Genomic DNA, 20,473 nt, shown 5'->3' with positions numbered 1-20,473 from the left:
GCGCGCCGAGCGCCTCATCTTCGGACGAGGTACTCCTCGATGAGTTCGTGCTCGGAGATGGCGGTGCGTCGCTCGACGAAGCGGCGGTACGACCAGACGATGAGCTTCAGGATCAGCGTCACGAAGACGACCGCCAAGGTGTAGAGGGTGCCGCGCCAGACGAGATCGAACCCGAACGTCGACAGGTACGGCCCGAGCGCCGAGCCGCTCTCGAGGATCGAGCGCCGGAGCAGGATGGCGGCGACGGTGATCGGGGAAACGGTGATCGTCGCTACCCGGAATCGATCCCAGGTCCTCCATCGGAACACGACCTTGAGCGGAACCCTCCAATCGGTGTGGTACCGCTGGTATCGCGGCCCGAGCCTGCTCAAGGCCTCCCAGTAGGGCTGTTGCCTGCGTCGCTCGAATTCCTCTTGCCGTTCCCGAGCCCGCTGCTCCGCTGCGGCTCGATGCCAGCCGGCCTCGGCCTGGGCCTGGGCCTGGGCCTGGAACCAGGCCGCTTGGGCCTGAGCCTGGAACCAGGCGGCCTGGGCCTGGGCCTGGTACCAGGACTCTCGGAGGCGATCTTCATTCGGGGCTTGCCGCCGCGAGCCGCCGTGATCGGAGGACCGCTCTCCCTTCCTGAACTCTTCGGCCCGGAGCTCTTCGTCGTAGCCCGCCCGCTGCGCCGGATCGGACAGCACCTCCCACGCGCGCAGCACGGGGTCGATGAGTTCCTTCGCCCCGCCCGTGTCGGGATGCAACTCCCTGGCCTTTCGGCGAAATGCGAGCTTGATCTCCGCCAAGGGGGCGCTCGGAGACACGCCGAGCACCTCGTAGTGCGTCGGACTCATCGCATCGCCGACCGGCGACATCCGGATGCATCGGCCATCTCGCCCCCAACTGCGTGTGCACGCTCGGTGTGGACTGCTGCGCCAATCATGACGTGCCGGACGGCTGCGGGATACCACCCGAACGGAGGTGGTCCGAGTACGCATGTGTCGGTTCTTCCCCGCCGAAGCACAGAAACCGGTGCGTGCATTGCGTAGTGTTTCGGCCGCTTACCGCACATTTCCGCCGGAAGTGGACTCGACGTGAGTCGGGCATATGGTCGGCACATGACCACCATCTCGATCGTCGCCGTCTCCGGCAGCCTGCACTCGCCCTCGAAGACGACCGTCCTCGTGAACGAGCTCCTCGGCGCATTCGCCACGGCGCTCGCCGCAGACGGCCGCGAGATCGAGACCCACCTCGTCGAGCTCTCCGAGATCGGCCCCGAGTTCGGCGGTGCGCTCCGCCGCGACCAACTCGGTCCCGCCGCCGAAGAGGCGCTCCGGCTCATCGAGGGCGCGACGCTGCTCATCGTCGCGAGCCCCGTCTACCGTGCGAGCTTCACGGGCCTTTTCAAGCACGTGTTCGACTTCGTCGGGCAGTACGCGCTCATCGACAAGCCCGTGCTCCTCGCCGCGACGGGCGGCAGCGACCGGCACGCGCTCATCATCGAGCACCAGTTCCGCCCACTGTTCTCGTTCTTCCAGGCGCTCACGCTGCCGATCGGCGTGTACGCGAGCGACGGCGACTTCACCGACTACCGCATCTCGTCGACCTCGCTCCTCGAGCGCATCGAGCAGAGCGTCACGCGCGGCGCCCCCGTCGTCACGACGACACTGCCCGACTCGGTGTCCGAGTACGTCTCGACCTGGTGACCCGCGTCGCAATGCACCGGATGCCTCGTGCGCGACGCCGTGCGGCACCGCAGTGTTGCGCGGTGTGACGGTCGGCGCGCCCGGTGATTGAGGCACGGTCGGGGCATCCGTAGCCTCGTCGCATCACTGCACCGCATCGCATGGAGGGAGCCGTCGTGACGATCGCCGTCGACGCGAAGCGCGCGACCGCTTCGACCGCGAAGCCCTCCCCGATCGCGCCGCTCGCGCTCCTCGCCGACGCGGGACTCGATGTGCCCGTGCTCGGCGGCCGAAGGGTGCCGCACTCGAACCTCGACGTCGCGGCTTCGGCGCCCGCGCTCGCTCGGGTCGCCCGCGCGGCCGCCGACCTCCTGCCGTGGTACTCGAGCGTGCACCGCGGCACCGGCTTCCCGTCGCAGGTCGTCACCGAGCTCGTCGAAGACGCGCGGACCGCGATCGCCCGCCATGTCGGCGCACGCGACGACGACGTCGTCGTGTTCACGCGCAACACGACCGATTCGCTCAACCTCCTCGCGCTGGCGGTGCCCGGCGAGACCGTCGTCCTCGACATCGAGCACCACGCGAACCTGCTGCCCTGGCGCGACCGGCGCACCGTCGTCGGCGAGTCGACGATCGAAGCGACCCTCGCGGCCCTCGACGCCGAACTCGCGCGTCGTCCCGCGGCGCTCGTCTCGGTCACCGGCGCGTCGAACGTCACGGGCGAGGTGCTCCCGATCGACCGGTTCGCGGCCGTCGCCCACGCCCACGGCGCCCGCCTCGCGATCGACGCCGCCCAGCTCCTCCCGCACCGCACGGTCGACCTCGCCGCGTCGGGCGCCGACTACCTCGCCGCGTCGGGGCACAAGGCCTACGCGCCATACGGCACGGGCATCCTCGTCGGCCCCGCCGACTGGCTCGACGCGGCGCCGCCGTACCTCGCGGGCGGCGGCGCCGTCGACCGGGTCGGACTCGAGCGGGTGAGCTGGCACACGGGCGCGGAGCGCCATGAGGCGGGCACGCCCAATGTGCTCGGCATCACGGCGTTCGCGGTCGCGCTCGACGAACTCGCCCGACTCGGCGAACCCGCGCGGCTCGAGCACGAGCATGCCCTCGCCGACCGGCTCGAGCGCGGCGTCGCGGCGCTCCCTGGCGTCCGCGTCGTGCGCGGATTCTCCGACGCCGCCGACCACGTCGGCATCGTCACGATCGAACTCGAACGCGGGTCCGTCGGGCTCGTCGCCGCAGCGCTCGCCGCGGAGCACGGCGTCTCGGTGCGAGCCGGCCGGTTCTGCGCGCACCCGTACTTCGACCGGGTCGCGACGCGGTCGAACGGGCTGCGGGCGAGCCTCGGGATCGGGTCGTCGTCTGCCGACGTCGACCGGTTCGTCGCCGGGCTCGCCGCGATCGTCGCCGACGGGCCGCGTGAGATGTACCACCGCACCGAGGACGGCTGGCGTCCGATCGTCGACGATCGGCCCCGCCCGGCAGTGTTCACCCGCGGGTGACCCGGTTTCGATACGATCCGAGCATGCGAACTCGGAGGGCGGAGCTCCGCGCCGCAACCGTGGTCGCCGTCGTCGCGCTCGCCCTGTCAGGCTGCGCGCTCAACGAGATGGGCGATGCCGAGAGCGATCTCCGCGGCACGATCGACGGCGTCGGCTCGTCGGCGCAGGCGAGTGCGCAGAACTCGTGGGTCGCGGGGTTCCAGCGCCAGCACGGCAGTGTGACCGTCAACTACGACCCGGCCGGTTCGGGCGCCGGGCGGCAGCAGTTCCTCGCGGGCGCCGTCGCATTCGCGGGCACCGACATCGCGGCGACGGTCGCCGAACTCGACGGGGTCGCGGCATCCGACTCCCGCAACCGGCGCTGCGCGCACGGTGCGGGCGCCATCCACCTGCCGGTGTACATCTCGTCGATCGTGCTCGCGTACCGGGTCGACGGCGTCGACGAGCTCGCGCTCGACGCGTCGGCGATCGCGCGCATCTACAGCGGTAGCATCACGCGCTGGAACGATCCCGCGATCGTCGCCCTGAATCCCGGCGAGACCCTGCCCGACGCGCCCATCACGGCCGTACGTCGGTCCGACGCCTCGGGCACGACCCTGAACTTCACAGAGTTCCTCGCGTCGGCGGCTCCCGCCGACTGGACGACGGCTCCGGCCGACACGATCGCCGGGAGCGGCGAGTCCGCGCAGGGGAACTCGGGCGTCGCGTCGGTCGTCAGGGACGGCCGGAACGTCATCGGGTTCCTCGACGGGTCGCGCGCCGCGGAGTTCGACACCGTGTCGCTCCTCGTCGGGGGAGAGCAGGTGCCGGCGACCGCCGAAGCGGCCGCGGCCGCCGTCGACGCCTCGCCCGAAGCGACCGGCCGGGCCGCCGACGACCTCGTCATCGACCTCTATCACGCGAGCACCGAGCCGGGGGTCTACCCGCTCGTGCTCGTGAGCTACCTGCTCGTGTGCCGCCGCTACGAGCGGGCGAACGAGGGTGAGATCGTGCACGCGTACCTCGAGTGGGTCGCGAGCGAAGAGGCCCAGCAGATCGCGGCGGATGCCGCGGGGTCGGCCCCGATCTCGGACGAGCTGCGCGAGCGGGTGCTCGCGGCGATCGCGCCCATCCACTGAACGTCTCGTCCACTGAGCGTCTCGCCGAGGACCGTCGTCAGGAAGGTTTCCTAATTTCGCGGAATTGACGCGAAATGGGGGATATCGCGTGCGCCGAGACATCCGACACACTGTCGGCATGGGATCAGCGCTGACCACCATCGGACTCCCCGTCGCGCTCGGCATCATCATGCTGGGCCTCGGGCTCTCGCTCACCCCGCGCGACTTCGGGCGCATCGCGAAGCATCCGAAAGCCGTGATCATCGCACTCATCTGCCAACTGCTCGTGCTGCCGGCCATCTGCTTCGCCCTCGTCGTGCTGTTCGACCTGCCGGCCGTGCTCGCGGTCGGCATGCTGCTCCTCGCAGCATCGCCCGGCGGCACGACGGCGAACCTCTACAGCCACCTCTTCCGCGGCGACGTCGCCCTCAACGTCACCCTCACGGCGCTCAATTCGGTCATCGCCGTGTTCACGCTGCCGCTCATCACGAACCTCGCGATCTCCTACTTCCTCCCCGGCGACGACGGCCTCGGACTGCAGCTCCAGAAGACCGTCGAGGTCTTCGCCATCGTCCTGCTGCCGGTCGTCGTCGGCATGCTTGTGCGCTGGTGGAAGCCGTCGTTCGCCGACCGCATGGACCGGCCCGTGCGCATCGCGTCGGTCATCATCCTCATCGTCGTCATCGCGGGAGCGATCGTCGCGAACCTCGACCTCCTCGTCGAGAACGTCGGTCGGCTCGCGGGCATCACCGTCGTGTTCTGCCTCGTGAGCCTCACGATCGGCTACCTCGCGCCGCGGGCGCTCCGCGTCGACCGGCGCCAGTCGATCGCGAGCTCGTTCGAGATCGGCATCCACAACGCGACCCTCGCGATCGTCATCGCCCAGACCGTCGTCGGGAGCGTCGAGATGAGCCTGCCCGCGGCGGTGTACGGCGTGCTCATGTTCTTCGTCGCGCTCGGGTTCGGGTTCCTCATCCGCGGCAGCCGAGCCGAGCGGGCCGCGGTCGACGCGGCGCGCGGCACGGCAGGGGCAGCGGATGACGCGGCCGACGACGACCGGTCGCAGGCGGCTGCTCCGAGGTAGCCCATGACGGACGACCGATCGGATCTCGAGGCCAGAGCGGTTGCGCTCAGGAGGGTCGTCTACGGCACCCCCGACGGATACGCGAGTGCGGCCGCCGACGAACTCGTCGAGGTCGAGGCGGCCCTCTCGCGCGAGCCGAAGCCGGTCGCCGGGGCGGTCGAATGGTTCGAGCCCGAGGCGCCCGCGGAGCGCGGAGCGCCCCAGGAGTCCGAAGAGCCCGGCGTCGACGCGCCCGCCGACGACGAGGCATCCGCCCGCCCTGCCGACGCGCGCCGACGCCGACGCAGGGTCCTCGTCGGAGTCGGGGCGGCGGTCGTCGTCGTCGCGCTCGCGAGCGTGCCCCTGCGCGACCTCGTCGACCCGCCCAAGGGACTCGAGATCTTCGAACAGCCGCAGTCCGAGGACGACACGGGGCTCCTCGGCTACGCGACCGCGCTCGGCATGCGGAGCGACACGTTGCGCACGCTCGGGTCGGCCGTCGGATACGAGGCGTGGACGTTCCGCGACGGCGAGGACGTCTGCCTCATCGTGCAGCGGGACAGCCGTTCGGGCTGGGGCGCCGGATGCGTCGAGCGATCCGAGTTCGAAGCACGCGGCATCCGCCAGCTCATCACGTACGACGAGCTGAGCGGATCGGCCCGGCCCGCCGGCCTCACGCCCGGCGAGTCGATCGAACTGCGGTTCGGCCCAGACTCGACCGGGATCGAGTGGACCGTCATCGAGCCCGAGCAGACCGCGGCCGGCGCGTCGCGCCGAGTGTGGGTGCCGCCGTTCGAGTTCGGCGGCGCGCCGCTCACCTACGAGGAGTGGTGGTCTCGGACCACGTGGAGCCGGTCGGCGGAGTTCACGGACCACTGGCCCTGATCGGCGTACGTAGACTGGGGGAGGTCCGGCACGAGAGGGGATGCATGCAGGCCCTGATCGAGAGCGACGTGCGAGCGGCGATCGGCAACGCGACCGACGCCGAGCTCGAGCAACTGTCGCTTCCCGTTCGATTCTTCGTCACCGAGTGGGCGCACCTCGACGCCTTCGCGTGGCGCGACCCCCGCATCCCGTCGCGCGGATACCTCGTGACCGAGGTCGACGGTGACCCGGCCGGCGTCGTGCTGCGCGCCGCCGAGCGCACGGGCTCCCACCACCGCGCCGCGATCTGCAGCCTCTGCCACACGCAGCAGCCGGGCGACCAGGTCGTGCTGTTCTCCGCGCGGCGCGCGGGCGCGGCGGGCGAGCGCGGCGACTCGGTCGGCACCTACATCTGCGCCGACCTCGCGTGTCAAGACACCGTGCGGCTCGGGCGCCCGGCGGCGCCGTCCGAGGTGCAGCCGAGCGCGCACGAGCTCGAACGCATCGAGGGGCTCGCGCGGCGCACGCGCGCGTTCGTCGCGGACGTGCTGCAGGGCGCGTAGCGAGCGGCGCGTCGCCCTCGCGCTGGCTCACCGCTGTTCAGGAGATCGAAGCGCCATTCAGGAGCATCCGCTCCGAGACATCCTGAGCAGCCTTCGATCTCCTGAAACCGAACCCGAACTCTCGCGCCGCGAGTGATGCCTTACGGCTCGACGGGCTCGAGGGTCGGCCGCTTGGCCGTGCGCCCGTCGCCCGAGGAGCGGCCCGTGAGGCGGCGGCCGATCCACGGCAGCACGAACTCGCGGTAATAGGCGGCGGTGTTGCGGCTGCGCGGCCCGTCGGGAGCGGCGGCGACCTCGTCGACGCCCCACTCCGCGGGAACGGGCACGCCGATCGCCGTCAGCACGTTGCTCGCGACGCGTGCGTGGCCGAGCGAGTTCAGGTGCAGCTTGTCGGGCGACCAGTAGCGGATGTCTCGAAGCCCGCGGTCGTTGAAGTTGTCGACGAACGTGACGCCGGAAAGGGCCGTGAGATCGACGAGGCGCTTGGTGAGGCGCTCGCCGCGGACGTCCATGACCTTGCCGAGCGGCAGGTGGTCGCCGGGGTTGCCGCCGCTCAGGATGAGCACGTGGATGCCCTCGTCGTGGATGCGGTGCACGGCCGTGCGGAAGCGTTCGGCGATGAGGTCTTCGGGCATGCGCGGGCGCATGATGTCGTTGCCGCCGCCGTTGAAGCTGATCACCTCGGGGCGGAGGGCGATCGCAGCCTCGAGCTGCTCCTCGACGATCCCGCCGAGCTTGCGGCCGCGGATCGCGAGGTTGGCGTAGCCGATCGGCTCGCGGGCCGCCTTCGCGAGCCCGATCGCGACGAGGTCGGCCCAGCCGCGGGGCGTGCCGTCGGGCAGGTCGTCGCCGAGGCCCTCGGTGAAGCTGTCGCCGATCGCAACGTAGGAGTGGAACATGCGTCTACGCTAGCGCCTCGCGCAGGGCATTCCGACCAGACGGTATGTGGTGCTGCCGGTGCGCTGCGCACGACTCAGGATGCCTCGTGCCGCACCTCGCAGTCGGCGCCCGGGAACAGCAGCGACTCGTGCCCGTCGTCGAACCGCACGAGATACGGCGGTGAGCCGTCTTCGCCCCTGACCTCGATGACCTCGCCGCGCCGTTCGCCCTGCCCGACCCGACTCGTGTGGATGACGACTCGATCGCCAGTGACCGCTTGCATCGCCGCCCCCTCCTCGTGATGCCGCCCGTTGGTGGTCAGGGTACGCCGCGCGCGCGGATGCGGCATCCGTCTCTTCTCCCGCTCCGCTTCCTTCTCCGCCTCCGCCCTGAGCAATTCAGGAAGAACCAGGCGACGCGCCGCTTCGACACGGGTGACACGCCGCATGGTCGCGGATTCTTCCTGAATTGCGGAGCACGGACGGACGGAGAGGCCGGATGACCCGGCTCACCCCACGGCGAGAAGCGCCGCCCACAGGTCGGCGCGAGCGTGGAAGCCCGACAGGTCGCGCCCGAGGAGCCGCTCGGCGAGCGCGATGCGGCTCCGCACCGTGTGCCGGTGCACGCCGAGCTGCTGCGCGGTCGCATCGAACTGCGCGCCGTGCTCGAGCCACACACGCACGGTCTCGACGAGCGACGATCCGGATGTCTCGTCGTGCTCCACGAGCGGAGCGAGGGTCGCCTGCGCGACCGCCCGGGCATCGGTGCGAGCGAGGAACGCGAGCACGCCCTGGCGGCTGATCTCGTCGAACGCGACGAGCGCGCCGCGGTCGGGGGCGACCTGCTCGCGCGCGCGTTCGAGGGCGCGGAGCGCCTGTTCGTGCGCGGCGGCGATGCGGGTGCCGCTGCTGCCGCTGACGCCGTTGCCGCCGCCGAGGTCGTCGACGGGGTCGGACAGGCCGACCGCGACGAGGTACTCGCCGACGAGTTCGTCGGGCAGCGAGGCATCCGCGTCTTCGAAGAGGAGCACGATCGTCTCGCCGTCGCGTCCGAAGAAGAGACGGCCCGCGCGGTCGTCGACGCGCAGTTCGAGGAACTCGACGAGCCGGTCGGCGTCGCCCGGCGGCACGTCGAGCACGGCGACGCGGAGGGGTGCCTGGGGAGTGCCCCCCACATCTCGTGGGCGACGCCCGACGCGAGTTCGAGGTCGCCCGCGAGGATCGAGCGCAGCATCCCCGACCGCAGGTGTCCGCGCGCGCGGTCGAGGGCGCGGTTCTGTTCGAGGGCGAGCCCCGCGAGGGCGATGACGGCCGTCACGACCTCGCGGCCGGCCTGGTCGAGTTCGGCCGACTCGCCGATCGCGAGGACGCCGCGCAGGTTGCCGCCCGCCCCGAGGGTCTGGAGCATCATGCGCTGCGGCTCGCCGACCGATGCGCCCGCGTCGAGCACGCGGCTCGCACGCTGCCCGCGCCGGAGCATCGTGCGTGCCTCGCCGACGACCTCGCCGAGCGCGGGCTGATCGAGCCCGCCCGCGGGTGCCTCGCGGTCGAGTGCGCCCGCCGCGTCGACGAGGCCGACCCAGGCGCCGAGCCGGTTCGACAGTTCCGCGATCGTCGCGCCGAGCCCGTCGGGGCGGAGCGCCGCGAGCGAGATCGCCCGCTGTGCCGCGAGCGCCCACGCCTGGCGCGCTCCCGCCTCGGCGGCGTTCAAGTCCGCGACCGTGCGTGCGACGCGGATGAACGGTACGCGGTACGGCACCTCGAAGAGCGGCAACCCGTGCTCGGCACACGCCGCGACGAGTGCGTCGGGGCTTCCCGCGCGCACGATCTCGGTGCCGAAGCCGAGAGCCGCGACGCCGGTGTCGCGAAGCCGCCCGACGTACGCGTCGAACCGCTCGGGGTCGTCGTCGCCCGGATCGGCGCCGAACCACGTGCCCGTCGTGAGGAGCACGTGCCCCGCGTCGAGGAACGGCGTCGGGTCGGCGAGGTCGGACGAGTGCGCCCACGACACGGGCGCGTCGAGCGCACCGTCGGCCAGCGTCGATTCGTCGACGACGAGGCGCAGTTCGAGGTCGTCGATCGCCAGCAGGCTCCGGACCGTGACCGCCATCGTCACTCCAAACTGCGATGTACACCGCGTCGAGGAAAGGCGGGTTCAGTGTACAAGAGGGCGGCGAGACATCCGGATGCCCCGACCTAGCATGAATCGACGACGCGCCCCGCACTGGGCGACGGAAGGAGCCCCCGATGACCCTCACCGAGCCCACGACGACGCCCGCCGCGACGCCCGCGCCGACCGCCCTCGTCGGCGGCCCCGCCCTCCCGCAGGAGCGCCGCCTCGTCACTGCGATCCCGGGCCCGCGCTCGCAGGAGCTCATCGCCCGCAAGTCCGCCGCGGTCGCCGCGGGCGTCGGCCACACGCTGCCGATCTCGGTCGTCGCCGCGGGCGACGGCGTCGTCGTCGACGCCGACGGCAACTCGCTCATCGACCTCGGCTCGGGCATCGCCGTGACGGGCGTCGGCAACTCGAACCCGCGCGTCGTCGCCGCCGTCGCGGCCCAGCTCGAGGCGTTCACGCACACGTGCTTCACGATCGCGCCCTACGAGGGCTACGTCGCCGTCGCCGAGAAGCTCAACGCGCTCACGCCGGGCGACCACGTCAAGCGCTCCGCGCTCTTCAACTCGGGCGCCGAGGCCGTCGAGAACGCCATCAAGATCGCCCGCAACTTCACCAAGAAGCAGGCCGTCGTCGCGTTCGACCACGCCTACCACGGCCGCACGAACCTCACGATGGGCCTCACGGCCAAGAACATCCCGTACAAGAGCGGCTTCGGCCCGTTCGCTCCCGAGATCTACCGCGCCCCCCTCTCGTATCCGTTCCGCGACGGCGGCCTCTCGGGCGCCGAGGCCGCGGCCCGCGCGATCACGCAGATCGAGAAGCAGGTCGGCGCCGAGAACCTCGCCGCGATCATCATCGAGCCCATCCAGGGCGAGGGCGGGTTCATCGTGCCCGCCCAGGGCTTCCTCCCCGCGCTCGCCGCGTGGGCGAGGGACAACGACGTCGTCTTCATCGCCGACGAGGTGCAGACCGGGTTCGCGCGCACGGGCGCGTGGTTCGCGAGCGAGCACGAGGGCATCGTGCCCGACCTCGTCGTGACCGCGAAGGGCATCGCGGGCGGCCTGCCGCTCTCGGCCGTCACGGGCCGCGCCGAGATCATGGACTCGTCGATGGCGGGCGGCCTCGGCGGCACGTACGGCGGCAACCCGCTCGCGACCGCCGCCGCGCTCGCGACGATCGAGGCCTACGAGGAAGACGGCCTCGTCGAGCGTGCGAAGCAGATCGGCGCGCTCCTCCTCGGACGCCTGAACGCGCTCCGCACGGCCGACCCCCGGATCGGCGACGTCCGCGGACGCGGCGCGATGGTCGCGATCGAGCTCGTCGACCCCGAGACCGGCGCGCCCGACGCCGCCCTCACCTCGAAGATCGCCGCCTACGCGCACGCGAACGGCGTGATCCTCCTCACGTGCGGCACGTACGGCAACGTCATCCGCTTCCTCCCGCCGCTCACGATCTCCGACGAGCTGCTCGTCGAGGGCGTCGGGGTGGTCGCCGAGGCGCTCCGCGGCGCACACTGAGAACAGCGCTCAGCAGAGTCATCCGCCCGCTCACCGACCGCTCCCGACGAAGGGACCACGCATGACCACCGCCACGCTCGAATCCGAACTCCTCGCCAAGGTCGAATCCGGCCTCTTCATCGGCGGCGAGTGGGTCGCCGCCGAGGGCGGCAAGACCCTGACCGTGACCGACCCTGCGACGGGCGAGGTCGTCAAGGAGATCGCGGATGCCTCGCCCGCCGACGGCCTGCGCGCCCTCGACGCCGCGGTCGCAGCCCAAGACGCCTGGGCCGCGACGCCGCCGCGCGAGCGCGGGGAGCTGCTCCGCCGCGCGTTCGACACCCTCATGGCCCGCAAGGAGGAGTTCGCGCTCCTCATGACGCTCGAGATGGGCAAGCCGCTCGCCGAGGCGCGCGGCGAGGTCAACTACGGCGGCGAGTTCCTCCGCTGGTTCAGCGAGGAGGCCGTGCGCATCACGGGCCGCTACGGGCTCAATCCCGAGGGCACGGGCCGCATCGTCGTCTCGCAGCGGCCCGTCGGCCCGTCGTTCTTCATCACGCCGTGGAATTTCCCTCTCGCGATGGCGACGCGCAAGATCGCGCCCGCGCTCGCGGCAGGGTGCACGGTCGTCGTGAAGCCCGCAGCGCTCACCCCGCTGACGACGATCGCGTTCGTGCAGCTGCTCGAAGAGGTCGGCCTGCCTGCCGGGGTGGTCAACGTCGTCACGACCTCGAAGTCGTCAGCCCTCTCGGGCCCGATCATCGCCGACCCGCGCCTGCGCAAGCTGAGCTTCACGGGCTCGACCCCGGTCGGCCGCACGCTCCTGCAGCAGGCCGCCCAGGGCATCCTCCGCACGTCGATGGAGCTCGGCGGCAACGCCCCGTTCGTCGTCTTCGAGGACGCCGACCTCGACGCCGCCGTCGACGGCGCGATGCTCGCGAAGTTCCGCAACATCGGGCAGGCGTGCACGGCGGCCAACCGCTTCATCGTGCACGAGTCGGTCGCGGGCGAGTTCGCCCGCCGGGTCGCCGAGCGCGTCGGGGCGTTCAAGGTCGGCCGCGGCACGGAGGACGGCGTCGGCATCGGCCCGCTCATCGACGAAAAGGCCGTCGCGTCGACCGACGAGCTCGTGCAGGACGCCGTCGGCAAGGGCGCGAAGGTGCTCGTCGGCGGCGCGCCGATCAGCGGTGCGGGCTCGTTCTACGCGCCGACCGTACTCGGCGACGTGAGCGCCGACGCACGCCTGCTCAAGGAGGAGATCTTCGGGCCGGTGCTCGGCATCACGACGTTCGCGACCGAGGACGACGCCGTGCGCCTCGCGAACGACACCGAGTACGGGCTCGTCTCGTACGTCTTCACGCAAGACCTGGCCCGCGGCCACCGCATGATCGACCGCCTCGCGACCGGGATGATGGGACTCAACACGGGCCTCGTCTCGAACGCCGCGGCGCCGTTCGGCGGCATCAAGCAGTCGGGCATCGGCCGCGAGGGCGGCTTCGAGGGCATCCACGAGTACCTCGACACCAAGTACACGCTCATCCCCGTCAGCTGAAAGTGATCATGGAACGCATCGAAACCGACGTCGTCATCGTGGGAGCCGGGGCCGCAGGCCTCACGGTCGCCAACCGACTGAAGGACGCCGGCCGCTCGGTCGTCGTGCTCGAGGCGCGCGACCGCGTCGGCGGCCGCCTCTGGACGAACGACATCGACGGCGCGACCCTCGAGATCGGCGGCCAATGGGTCTCGCCCGACCAAGACGCGTTGATCGAGACCCTCGACGAGCTCGGCCTCGACACGTACGAGCGCTGGCGCACGGGCCAGAACGTCTACATCTCCGAGAGCGGCGAGCGCCGCCTCTTCGAGGGCGAGATCTTCCCCGTGCCGGCGAAGACCGAGGGCGAGATCGTCGGGCTCATCGAAAAGCTCGACGCGCTCGTCGCCGAGATCGACCCGGATGCCCCGTGGTCGCACCCCGACGCGAAGGCCCTCGACGAGATCTCGTTCGCGCACTGGCTCGAGACGCAGACCGACGACGAAGAAGCGCGCCTGAACATCGGCATGTTCATCGCGGGCGCCATGCTCACGAAGCCCGCGCACGCGTTCAGCGCGCTGCAGGCGCTCCTCATGGCGGCATCCGCCGGCTCGTTCTCGAACCTCGTCGACGCCGACTTCATCCTCGACAAGCGCGTCAAGGGCGGCCTCCAGCAGGTGCCGCTGCTCCTCGCCGAGCGGCTCGGCAGCGCCGTCAAGCTCGGTCAGCCGGTGCGCACGATCAAGTGGCAGCCGGATGCCCCCGAAGCCGGCGTCGTGGCCGTGACCGACTCGCTCGAGGTGCACGCGAAGCGCGTCATCCTCGCGCTCGCGCCCGTGCTGTACTCGCGCATCTCGTACGAACCGGCGCTGCCGCGCCTTCAGCACCAGATGCACCAGCATCTCTCGATGGGCTTCGTCATCAAGGTGCACGCGGTCTACGAGACGCCGTTCTGGCGCGAGGCGGGGCTCAGCGGCACAGCGTTCAGCCCGTACGAACTCGTGCACGAGGCGTACGACAACTCGTACGACGGCGACCCGCGCGGCACCCTCGTCGGGTTCGTCTCCGACGAGGAGGCCGACGGCGTGTTCCGCCTCACGGACGAGGAGCGGAAGTCCGCGATCCTCGAGTCGCTCTCGCACTACTACGGCGAGGAGGCGAAGCATCCGGTCGTCTACTACGAGAGCGACTGGGGCAGCGAGGAGTGGACGCGCGGCGCCTACGCCGCAAGCTTCGACATGGGCGGACTCGCCCGCTACGGCGCGCACCTGCGCGAACCCGTGGGGCCGATCCGCTTCGCGTGCTCCGACCTCGCGGGCAAGGGCTACCAGCACGTCGACGGCGCGATCCGCATGGGCCGGCTCGTCGCCGACGGCATCCTCGCGGAGGGCTGAGCCCCTCACACGAGCCGTCGCAGATCGCCCTTCGGGATCATCCGGAAGGGCGATTCGCGACGGATCGCGAGGTCGGGCGGATGTCTCGTGACGCCCCTGTGCACAGCACTACCCGCAGGGCCTCCGGCGTCGATACGCTTCCGGAGTGAGCCCCGATGGCGGGGCGCGAAATGGAGACGCACATGTCCGGGATCGACGACATCCTCAACCAGTTGCCGGTCGGCGACATCGCCAAGAAGCTCGGCGTCGACGAGCAGACCGCCCAGAAGGCCATCGACGAGGCGCTGCCCGCCCTCCTCGCGGGTCTCGGCGCCAACGCTTCCGACCCCGCCGGTGCGGCGTCGCTCGAGAAGGCGCTCGTCAAGCACGACAACAACCTCGCGGTGGGCGGCATCAACCTCGACGACGTCGACGAAGAAGACGGCAAGAAGATCGTCAAGAACGTCTTCGGCGACAACACCGACCAGGTCGTCGGCGTGCTCGAGAAGAAAGAGGGCGGCGTCGGCGACATCGTCGGCAAGCTCCTCCCGATCCTCGCGCCCATCGTGCTGAGCTTCCTCGCGTCGAAGTTCCTGGGCGGCAACAAGCAGGAGGCCGCGCCGGCTGAAGCGGGCGCGTCGGGCGGCGGCATCGGCGACCTCCTCGGCGGCCTCCTCGGCGGCGGCGGAGCATCGGGCGGCGACTCGGGCGGCGGACTCGGCGGCCTGCTCGGCGGGCTCGGCGGCCTGTTCGGCGGCGGTTCGGGTGGCGGCGCCTCGTCGGGCGGCGGCCTCGGCGACCTGCTCGGCGGCCTCCTCGGCGGCGGCAAGAAGTAGTCGCGCACAGACACCACGACGGCGCGTCCCGGCTTCGACCGGGGCGCGCCGTCGGCGTTCCGGGCCGTCAGACGGCGGCGGATGCCTCGGGGCTGGCGTTCGAGGCATCCGACGCCGCCGAGACATCCGGATGCCCCGTGCCCGCCCCCGCGCTCCGCGCGACCCGCAGCCGATAGCCGCGCATCGCGAGGCCGCGGCGAAGGAGCCGCGTGATCGCCTCCTGCGCCCTCCAGGCGTGCACCGCCCCCGTCGCGTGGTAGCCGGCGACGAGCGTCCGCTCGAGGAGCGCGGGGGTGTCGCGTGCCGCGATGCGCCGCTGCGCGGCGGCGACGAACGGGTGGTGGTCGTCGGGGATGAGGACGAGTTCGGCGAGTTGTCGCGGCAGCACGGGCCAGCGCAGTTCGAACTCGTGCACGCTCTCGCCGCGGACGACGCACTCGGCGAGGAACGCCTTGAGGCTGCGGCTGTGGAGGTGCTCGGCCGCGGCGCGCTCGTCGAACGCGGCGTGCACGCCGATCGCGAGGAGCCGGAGGCCGAGGTCGAGGTCTTCGTTGTAGTCGAGCCGCACCGACGGCTTGAACGACTCGGCGGCGAGGTAGCGCTCGCGCGGCACGCTCGCGTTGCCGCCCCAGAACGACTGGAGCAGGTCGGCCGACGAGCCCGTGCGCCACGCCTCGACCTGGTTCGCGTAGTCGCGGGCGTAGAGGAACGTCGCGGCCTGGTCGCGCGAGCGACGGGCGGGCAGCCGCACGGGCATGTACCCGAGGAGGGCGTGGTCGGGGTTGGCGGCGTGGAACGTCCGGTGGTGATCGACGAGGCCCGGCTTCGGGGCGACGTCGTCGTCGGCGAGGATGACGACGTCGCTCGTCGCACGCTCCAGTCCGGCGATGCGGGCGAGCGCGAGGCCGCGGTTGACGGGGAGTTCGCGGACGACGACGGGTGCGCGGTCGGCGAGCCCGTCGAGGGCTTCGGCCCAGCCCGGGTGCGGGCCGTCGAGCACGACGACGATCTCGTCGGCGCCCTGCTCGCGGTAGGTGCGGATGAGGGGCGGCAGCCGCTCGAGCCGACGGTACGAGGGGATCACGACGGTGACCGTCGGCGCGGGCGGGGTGGCAGGCGCTTCGCCGTGCGGGCCGGGTGGGACGCGCTTCGGTCCGGGAGCCATCGGGGGCCTTTCCGGAGGGGGCGTCGTCGGCCCCGCCTCTGGATCAGGTCGACATGCCTGGCTGGTCGACGGGGGAGGAGGCCAGCGTACGCGGGGGACCGCGGTCCGCCTGCGCCCCAGAACGGGGGCTGAGGCATCCTCAATGCTTGGTTAGCATCGCCGTACCTGACCGCCGTCGCCGCTCGTGGGTGCACGCCGGCAGGCGGGTGTCCGCTCGGCCCTGACCAAGCGAGATGCCATGACCCTTCGAGAACAGCTCACCGAGCACATCGACGTCTTCGGCGTGTTCAGTCCGGTCGCCCCGGACGCCCTCGCCCGCGTCGCCGACGGATTCGGACGCGCGCTCGCCGGCCCCGAGGGGCGGACGGGCAGGCGACGCAACCTCGGACTCGGCAAGTGGGGGCAGCTGCGGGAGCGCGAACTCCGCGATCTGCCCGCTCTCGTGCGGCGCGCGACCGTCGAGTACCCGGCGGGCCTCACGATCCCCGAGCTCGCCGAGGAGACCGCGGCACGCGGCTACGACGTGCTCCCGCTCGCACTCTCGATCTCGGGGGAGTTGCTCGCCGTCATGGTCCCGCACGCGTTCTTCGACGGCCAGAGCATCTGGAAGCTCGTCGAGTCGGCCTTCGCCTATGCCGTCGATGCCCCGCTCGAGCGGACCACCGCCGAGCCCACGCCGTTTCCCGTCTACCGGGCGCTCAAGCACGCGAAGCTCGACCGGCCGAGCGTGCTCGTCGATCGGTTCCGGGAGAGCAAGGCCGCCGCCGCGGCGACCGACTCGGCGCCGCTCCCCGGCGGGCCGATCACGATCTCGCGCGAGCGCCGACGCACGGGCTACGCGTCGGTCTTCCTCGATGCAGACCGGATCGCCGCGGTAGAGAAGCAGCCCATCGAGGGGCGGGCGACTCGGGGCATGCGCCTCATCGCGCTCGGCCTCGACGCATTCGCCGACGCCGCGCCGGAGGGGCTCGACATGCGCATCCGCACGATGATCGACGCCCGTCGGTACCTGCCGAAGGACGCGTACGTCGACGGCTCGTTCTCCGTCGGCTACCCGCTCGGGATGCTCCGGTCGACCGACAACTCGCCGGGCGCCCTCACGTCGCGGCTCGCCGGCATCCTCACCTCGAAGGCACCGCTCGCGACGCTCGCCGGCGACCTCGCGAGCGTCGCGAAGCGGCAGGCGACGAGGCTCGTGTCGGGCGAGGAGACGCCGTTCGAGCTCGGCTCGCTCGAGGTGGGCGTCTCGATCCTCCCGGCTCGCATGCCCGAGGGGTTCTGGCTGCGCGACGGCGGACGCGTGTCGGCGACGATGCACTACCACGCGACCATGCCGTCGAACCCGTTCCTGCAGGTCGCGGAGGTCGGCACGGGCGTGTCGATCGGCCTGTGGGATGAGACGGGCGCGATCGACAGGGCCCGGTTCGTCCAAGCGGTGCTCGATCGCGTCTCCGGCACGGTCCCCACGATGCTCGAGCGCGCATGAAGTCGTCGGGTCAGCTCGTCTCGGGGGCCGCGCGTCGATGGGTCGTCATCGTCGTGTGCCTCCTCCTCGGCGCGCTCGGCGGGTGGCTCGCCCACCTCGTCGCGGCCCCGCAGTACCAGTCGTCGTCGCAGGCGCTCGTCGTCATCGACTCGCTCGCGACGCCGAGCGACCGGCTCGCCGGATCCGGCTACGTGGCTTCGATGGGCTCGGCGTACGCGGAGGCCGTCGTCTCGCCCGGAGTGCTCGACACGGTCATCGCGCAGCTCGCGCTGCCGACCGACGCGACCGAGCTCGCGCACCGCGTCCAGGTCGACCGCGACGCATCGAGTCCGCTGCTCGGCATCACCGTGACGGCCGAGACCGCCGAACTCGCCCAGCAGGTCAACCAGGCGATCCTCGACCGGTTCGCCGAGGTCGTGCCGACGGTCATCACGCCGCCGTCGGGCGTGCCGCCCGTCGAGCCCGCGCCCGGGCAGCCGGTCTCGCAGAACTCGCAGACGGTGCCGTCGACGGCATCGGTGCAGGTGCTCACGCCGCCGACGCTCGCGACGCGGGCGAGCGGGCCGACGACGTTCGTGTCGGTCCTCGCGGGCGCCGCGGCAGGGCTCGTGGTCGGCATCGGCGTCGCGCTCTGGCTCGCAGCGGTCGACCGCCGGCTCTCGACCGTGACCGAGGTCGGTCGTGCCGCCGACGCCCCGGTGCTCGCGCTGGTTCGCCGGCGCCGCGGTGAGCGCGACGACGACGCGGTCGCGGGGAGCGTGCACGCCGTCGCGCGCGCGGTCCTCTCGGCCACGGCGTCGAGCGAGGCATCCACCGTCCTGTTCGCCTCGACGTCCGACCTGCCGGCCGCGTCCGAACTCGTCGCGGGCGTCGCCGAGTCGCTGTCGCGGCGGGGTTCGCGGGTGATCGCGCTCGACGCGGCGCTCCGTCGCGCCCGGCTGCATCGGCTGTTCGGCATCGCGAAGAGCCCTGGTCTCGGCGACGTCCTCGAGGGGCGCGCCGAGCTCCGTGAGACGGGTGCGGGCGTGGCGGGCTTCCCCGCGCTGCGCGCGATCCCCGCGGGCGAGTCGGAGCATCCGTCCGATGCCCTCCTCTCGACCGGCCTCGCGGCCTCGGTCGCCGACCTCGCGCAGGTCGCCGACGTCGTGCTCGTCGATGCGGGCGACCTCGACCGCTCGGACGACGCGCTCTCGGTCGCGCAGGCGACCGGCGCGCCGGCGGTGCTCGTCGTGGGGCTCGGTTCGGTGACCGCGGCGCGCGTGCGCCGCTACGCGAGCGCGTTCGCCGACCGCGGGGGACTCGTCGGCGTCGTCGTCGTCGACGTCCCGGTGTCCGAGGCACGGCGCGCGGACGCCGCGTTCGTGCGAGCCGAAGCGGTCGGATGACCCGGGCCGGCCGCGTTCCCGCCTCGGTGCGTTCCGTGCCGCGGGTCGCGGTCGCGGCGACGGGGGCGGTCGGCGCGGTCGCGGCCGGGTACCTGACGGTGTCGAGCCCCCTCGCGATCGCCGCGGTCGTGCTGCTCGCGGCGGTGCTGCTCTCACCCGCGCTCGGCCTCTCGATCGTCGTCCTCGCCGACGGCGTCGCGTTCCCGTTCCTCCTGAGCGGCACGTCGACGATGCTCGTGAACCTCGTCGTCCTCGGGGCGGCGCTCCTGGCGTTGCCCGCCGTGTTCCTGAAGGGGCGGAAGCATCCGGCCGTGCTGTGGCCCGTCGCGGCCCTGCTCGCTGCGATCGTGCCCGCGACGATCGTCGGCTTCGCGACGCTCCCGTCGATGCAGGTCGTGAGCGGCCTGCGCTACATCGTGGTGCCGCTCATCGCGGCCGTCATCGCGTCGACGCTCTCCGACCGGGCGCTGCGCATCGTGCTGCGCGCGGTGACCGTCGAGATGGTCGTGAGCCTCGGCGCGGCGATCGTCGAGACGACGCTCGGGTCGGACCGCCTCCTCGCGCTGAGCGGTGTGTCGTACGGCGTGAGCATCCGCAACATCGGCGAGACGCTGCGCGCGCCCGGCACGTTCGCGACCAACTACCACCTGGGCGCGTTCGCGGGCGTCTTCGCGGTCGTCGCGATGTTCTGGTGGGGGATGTTGCCGGGCGCGAAGCGCGATCGGATCTGGCGTCTCGTCGCGCTCGTCGCGGCGGTCGGATGCCTCGTGCTGAGCACCTATCGCACGGGCGTGCTCGTGCTCGTCATCGCCACGGCCGTGGCCGTGCTCGCCGTCCGGGCGATCCCGCCCGCCGCGAAGGTCGCGGTCGTCGTGGTCGCGGCCGGGGTCGCGGTCGCCTTCAGCGCGGCCGGCCTCGACAGCTCGTCGAGCCTCTTCGAGCGGTTCGGGATCTGGGCCGACCTCCTCGCTCGGGGCTCGGCGCCGGTCGGGAGCGGCACGGGGTACGCGGGCGCCGCGTCGGGGGCGGACGCCGCCGTTCGGCACATCTTCACCGACAACTACTACCTCTCGCTGTGGCTCCAGATCGGCGCGTTCGCGCTCGTCTTCGTCGCCGTGTTCGCATGGATCGCGTGGGCGCTCTTCCGCGCCGGCCGCCGGGTCGGGCGCGACGCGGCGCCCATCGCGGCCGCGGCGTTCGCCCTGTGGCTCGGCGTGCTCGCGGGGCTCGCCGTCGTCGAGCTGTGGGAGTACACGTCGGCCATGAGCCTCGTCGCCCTCGTCCTCGGCGCCACGGGCGCCCGCATTCCCGCACGCGAGCCCGGGGCATCCGGGTTCGCGCAGATCCCCTCACCCCTCGGGAGGTCGAGATGACCGATACGACTGCACCGAAGACCGAGCCGACGGCGGGGACCGTCGCCCCTCGGCGGCGAAGCCGGCGCGCGGGAA

General features: G+C 72.0%; 18 protein-coding genes and 1 pseudogene. 13 read left to right on the top strand and 6 right to left on the bottom strand.

Features of this window, described 5'->3' with window-relative positions:
• Positions 1–14 precede the first annotated feature (14 nt).
• Positions 15–833: a J domain-containing protein gene (locus tag ET445_RS17505; protein WP_165314262.1), complete on the bottom strand. Its 819-nt coding sequence runs from the start codon at positions 831–833 to the stop codon at positions 15–17.
• Between the two features lie 264 nt (positions 834–1,097).
• On the opposite strand from ET445_RS17505, the gene msuE reads away from it, so the two are divergent.
• The 6 genes from msuE to ET445_RS01590 all read left to right on the top strand — a co-directional run bounded on the left by msuE (position 1,098) and on the right by ET445_RS01590 (position 6,756).
• On the top strand, positions 1,098–1,685 hold the full coding sequence (msuE, locus tag ET445_RS01615; RefSeq protein ID WP_129188247.1) for an FMN reductase: 588 nt from the start codon (positions 1,098–1,100) through the stop codon (positions 1,683–1,685).
• A gap of 155 nt (positions 1,686–1,840) precedes the next feature.
• Positions 1,841–3,169: an aminotransferase class V-fold PLP-dependent enzyme gene (locus ET445_RS01610; protein WP_208008491.1), complete on the top strand. Its 1,329-nt coding sequence runs from the start codon at positions 1,841–1,843 to the stop codon at positions 3,167–3,169.
• 23 nt (positions 3,170–3,192) lie between these two features.
• Positions 3,193–4,287 carry a phosphate ABC transporter substrate-binding protein PstS gene (locus tag ET445_RS01605; protein ID WP_129188243.1) on the top strand — a complete coding sequence of 365 codons (1,095 nt, stop codon included), beginning with the start codon at positions 3,193–3,195 and terminating at the stop codon, positions 4,285–4,287.
• Positions 4,288–4,405: 118 nt separating this feature from the next.
• Positions 4,406–5,350, top strand: a complete 945-nt coding sequence (locus ET445_RS01600; RefSeq protein WP_129188241.1) for a bile acid:sodium symporter family protein — start codon at positions 4,406–4,408, stop codon at positions 5,348–5,350.
• Positions 5,351–5,353: 3 nt separating this feature from the next.
• The gene (locus ET445_RS01595) at positions 5,354–6,214 is read left to right on the top strand and encodes a hypothetical protein (RefSeq protein WP_129188239.1); all 861 of its coding nucleotides are present in this window, start codon (positions 5,354–5,356) and stop codon (positions 6,212–6,214) included.
• Positions 6,215–6,258: 44 nt separating this feature from the next.
• The gene (locus ET445_RS01590; RefSeq protein WP_129188237.1) at positions 6,259–6,756 is read left to right on the top strand and encodes an FBP domain-containing protein; all 498 of its coding nucleotides are present in this window, start codon (positions 6,259–6,261) and stop codon (positions 6,754–6,756) included.
• A gap of 140 nt (positions 6,757–6,896) precedes the next feature.
• On the opposite strand, the gene ET445_RS01585 is transcribed toward ET445_RS01590, so the two are convergent.
• From ET445_RS01585 to ET445_RS17750, 4 genes and pseudogenes are all read right to left on the bottom strand, one after another.
• A complete protein-coding gene (locus tag ET445_RS01585) occupies positions 6,897–7,655 on the bottom strand; it encodes an SGNH/GDSL hydrolase family protein (protein WP_129188233.1) in 759 nt (252 codons plus the stop codon).
• A gap of 74 nt (positions 7,656–7,729) precedes the next feature.
• A complete protein-coding gene (locus ET445_RS01580; protein ID WP_129188217.1) occupies positions 7,730–7,918 on the bottom strand; it encodes a DUF1918 domain-containing protein in 189 nt (62 codons plus the stop codon).
• A 225-nt stretch (positions 7,919–8,143) separates the two neighbouring features.
• A complete protein-coding gene (locus tag ET445_RS17755) occupies positions 8,144–8,809 on the bottom strand; it encodes a PucR family transcriptional regulator (RefSeq protein WP_243695284.1) in 666 nt (221 codons plus the stop codon).
• A 596-nt stretch (positions 8,810–9,405) separates the two neighbouring features.
• Positions 9,406–9,744: pseudogene (locus ET445_RS17750) on the bottom strand (PucR family transcriptional regulator ligand-binding domain-containing protein); the annotation flags it as partial.
• A gap of 137 nt (positions 9,745–9,881) precedes the next feature.
• Here ET445_RS17750 and gabT point away from each other — a divergent pair.
• The 4 genes from gabT to ET445_RS01555 all read left to right on the top strand — a co-directional run bounded on the left by gabT (position 9,882) and on the right by ET445_RS01555 (position 14,989).
• Positions 9,882–11,270: a 4-aminobutyrate--2-oxoglutarate transaminase gene (gene gabT, locus ET445_RS01570; protein WP_129188215.1), complete on the top strand. Its 1,389-nt coding sequence runs from the start codon at positions 9,882–9,884 to the stop codon at positions 11,268–11,270.
• 61 nt (positions 11,271–11,331) lie between these two features.
• Positions 11,332–12,801 carry an NAD-dependent succinate-semialdehyde dehydrogenase gene (locus tag ET445_RS01565; RefSeq protein WP_129188213.1) on the top strand — a complete coding sequence of 490 codons (1,470 nt, stop codon included), beginning with the start codon at positions 11,332–11,334 and terminating at the stop codon, positions 12,799–12,801.
• 8 nt (positions 12,802–12,809) lie between these two features.
• The gene (locus tag ET445_RS01560; protein WP_129188211.1) at positions 12,810–14,174 is read left to right on the top strand and encodes a flavin monoamine oxidase family protein; all 1,365 of its coding nucleotides are present in this window, start codon (positions 12,810–12,812) and stop codon (positions 14,172–14,174) included.
• 182 nt (positions 14,175–14,356) lie between these two features.
• Complete coding sequence (locus tag ET445_RS01555; RefSeq protein ID WP_129188209.1) at positions 14,357–14,989, top strand: DUF937 domain-containing protein; 633 nt, start codon at positions 14,357–14,359, stop codon at positions 14,987–14,989.
• Positions 14,990–15,056: 67 nt separating this feature from the next.
• On the opposite strand, the gene ET445_RS01550 is transcribed toward ET445_RS01555, so the two are convergent.
• The gene (locus tag ET445_RS01550; RefSeq protein ID WP_129188207.1) at positions 15,057–16,154 is read right to left on the bottom strand and encodes a glycosyltransferase family 2 protein; all 1,098 of its coding nucleotides are present in this window, start codon (positions 16,152–16,154) and stop codon (positions 15,057–15,059) included.
• 238 nt (positions 16,155–16,392) lie between these two features.
• Here ET445_RS01550 and ET445_RS01545 point away from each other — a divergent pair, with 238 nt between their 5' ends.
• From ET445_RS01545 to ET445_RS17080, 3 genes are read left to right on the top strand one after another with little or no spacing between them, the layout of a single operon-like run.
• Positions 16,393–17,640: a hypothetical protein gene (locus ET445_RS01545; RefSeq protein ID WP_129188205.1), complete on the top strand. Its 1,248-nt coding sequence runs from the start codon at positions 16,393–16,395 to the stop codon at positions 17,638–17,640.
• Positions 17,637–19,025, top strand: coding sequence for a hypothetical protein (locus ET445_RS01540; RefSeq protein WP_129188203.1), 1,389 nt, complete (start codon positions 17,637–17,639; stop codon positions 19,023–19,025). Before ET445_RS01545 ends, ET445_RS01540 begins: the two co-directional genes overlap by 4 nt.
• The gene (locus tag ET445_RS17080) at positions 19,022–20,398 is read left to right on the top strand and encodes a hypothetical protein (protein WP_165314261.1); all 1,377 of its coding nucleotides are present in this window, start codon (positions 19,022–19,024) and stop codon (positions 20,396–20,398) included. Before ET445_RS01540 ends, ET445_RS17080 begins: the two co-directional genes overlap by 4 nt.
• Positions 20,399–20,473 lie beyond the last annotated feature (75 nt).

The sequence above is a fragment of the Agromyces protaetiae genome (genome assembly GCF_004135405.1).
Classification (GTDB): domain Bacteria; phylum Actinomycetota; class Actinomycetes; order Actinomycetales; family Microbacteriaceae; genus Agromyces; species Agromyces protaetiae.
This window is presented reverse-complemented; position numbering and strand designations above follow the sequence as displayed.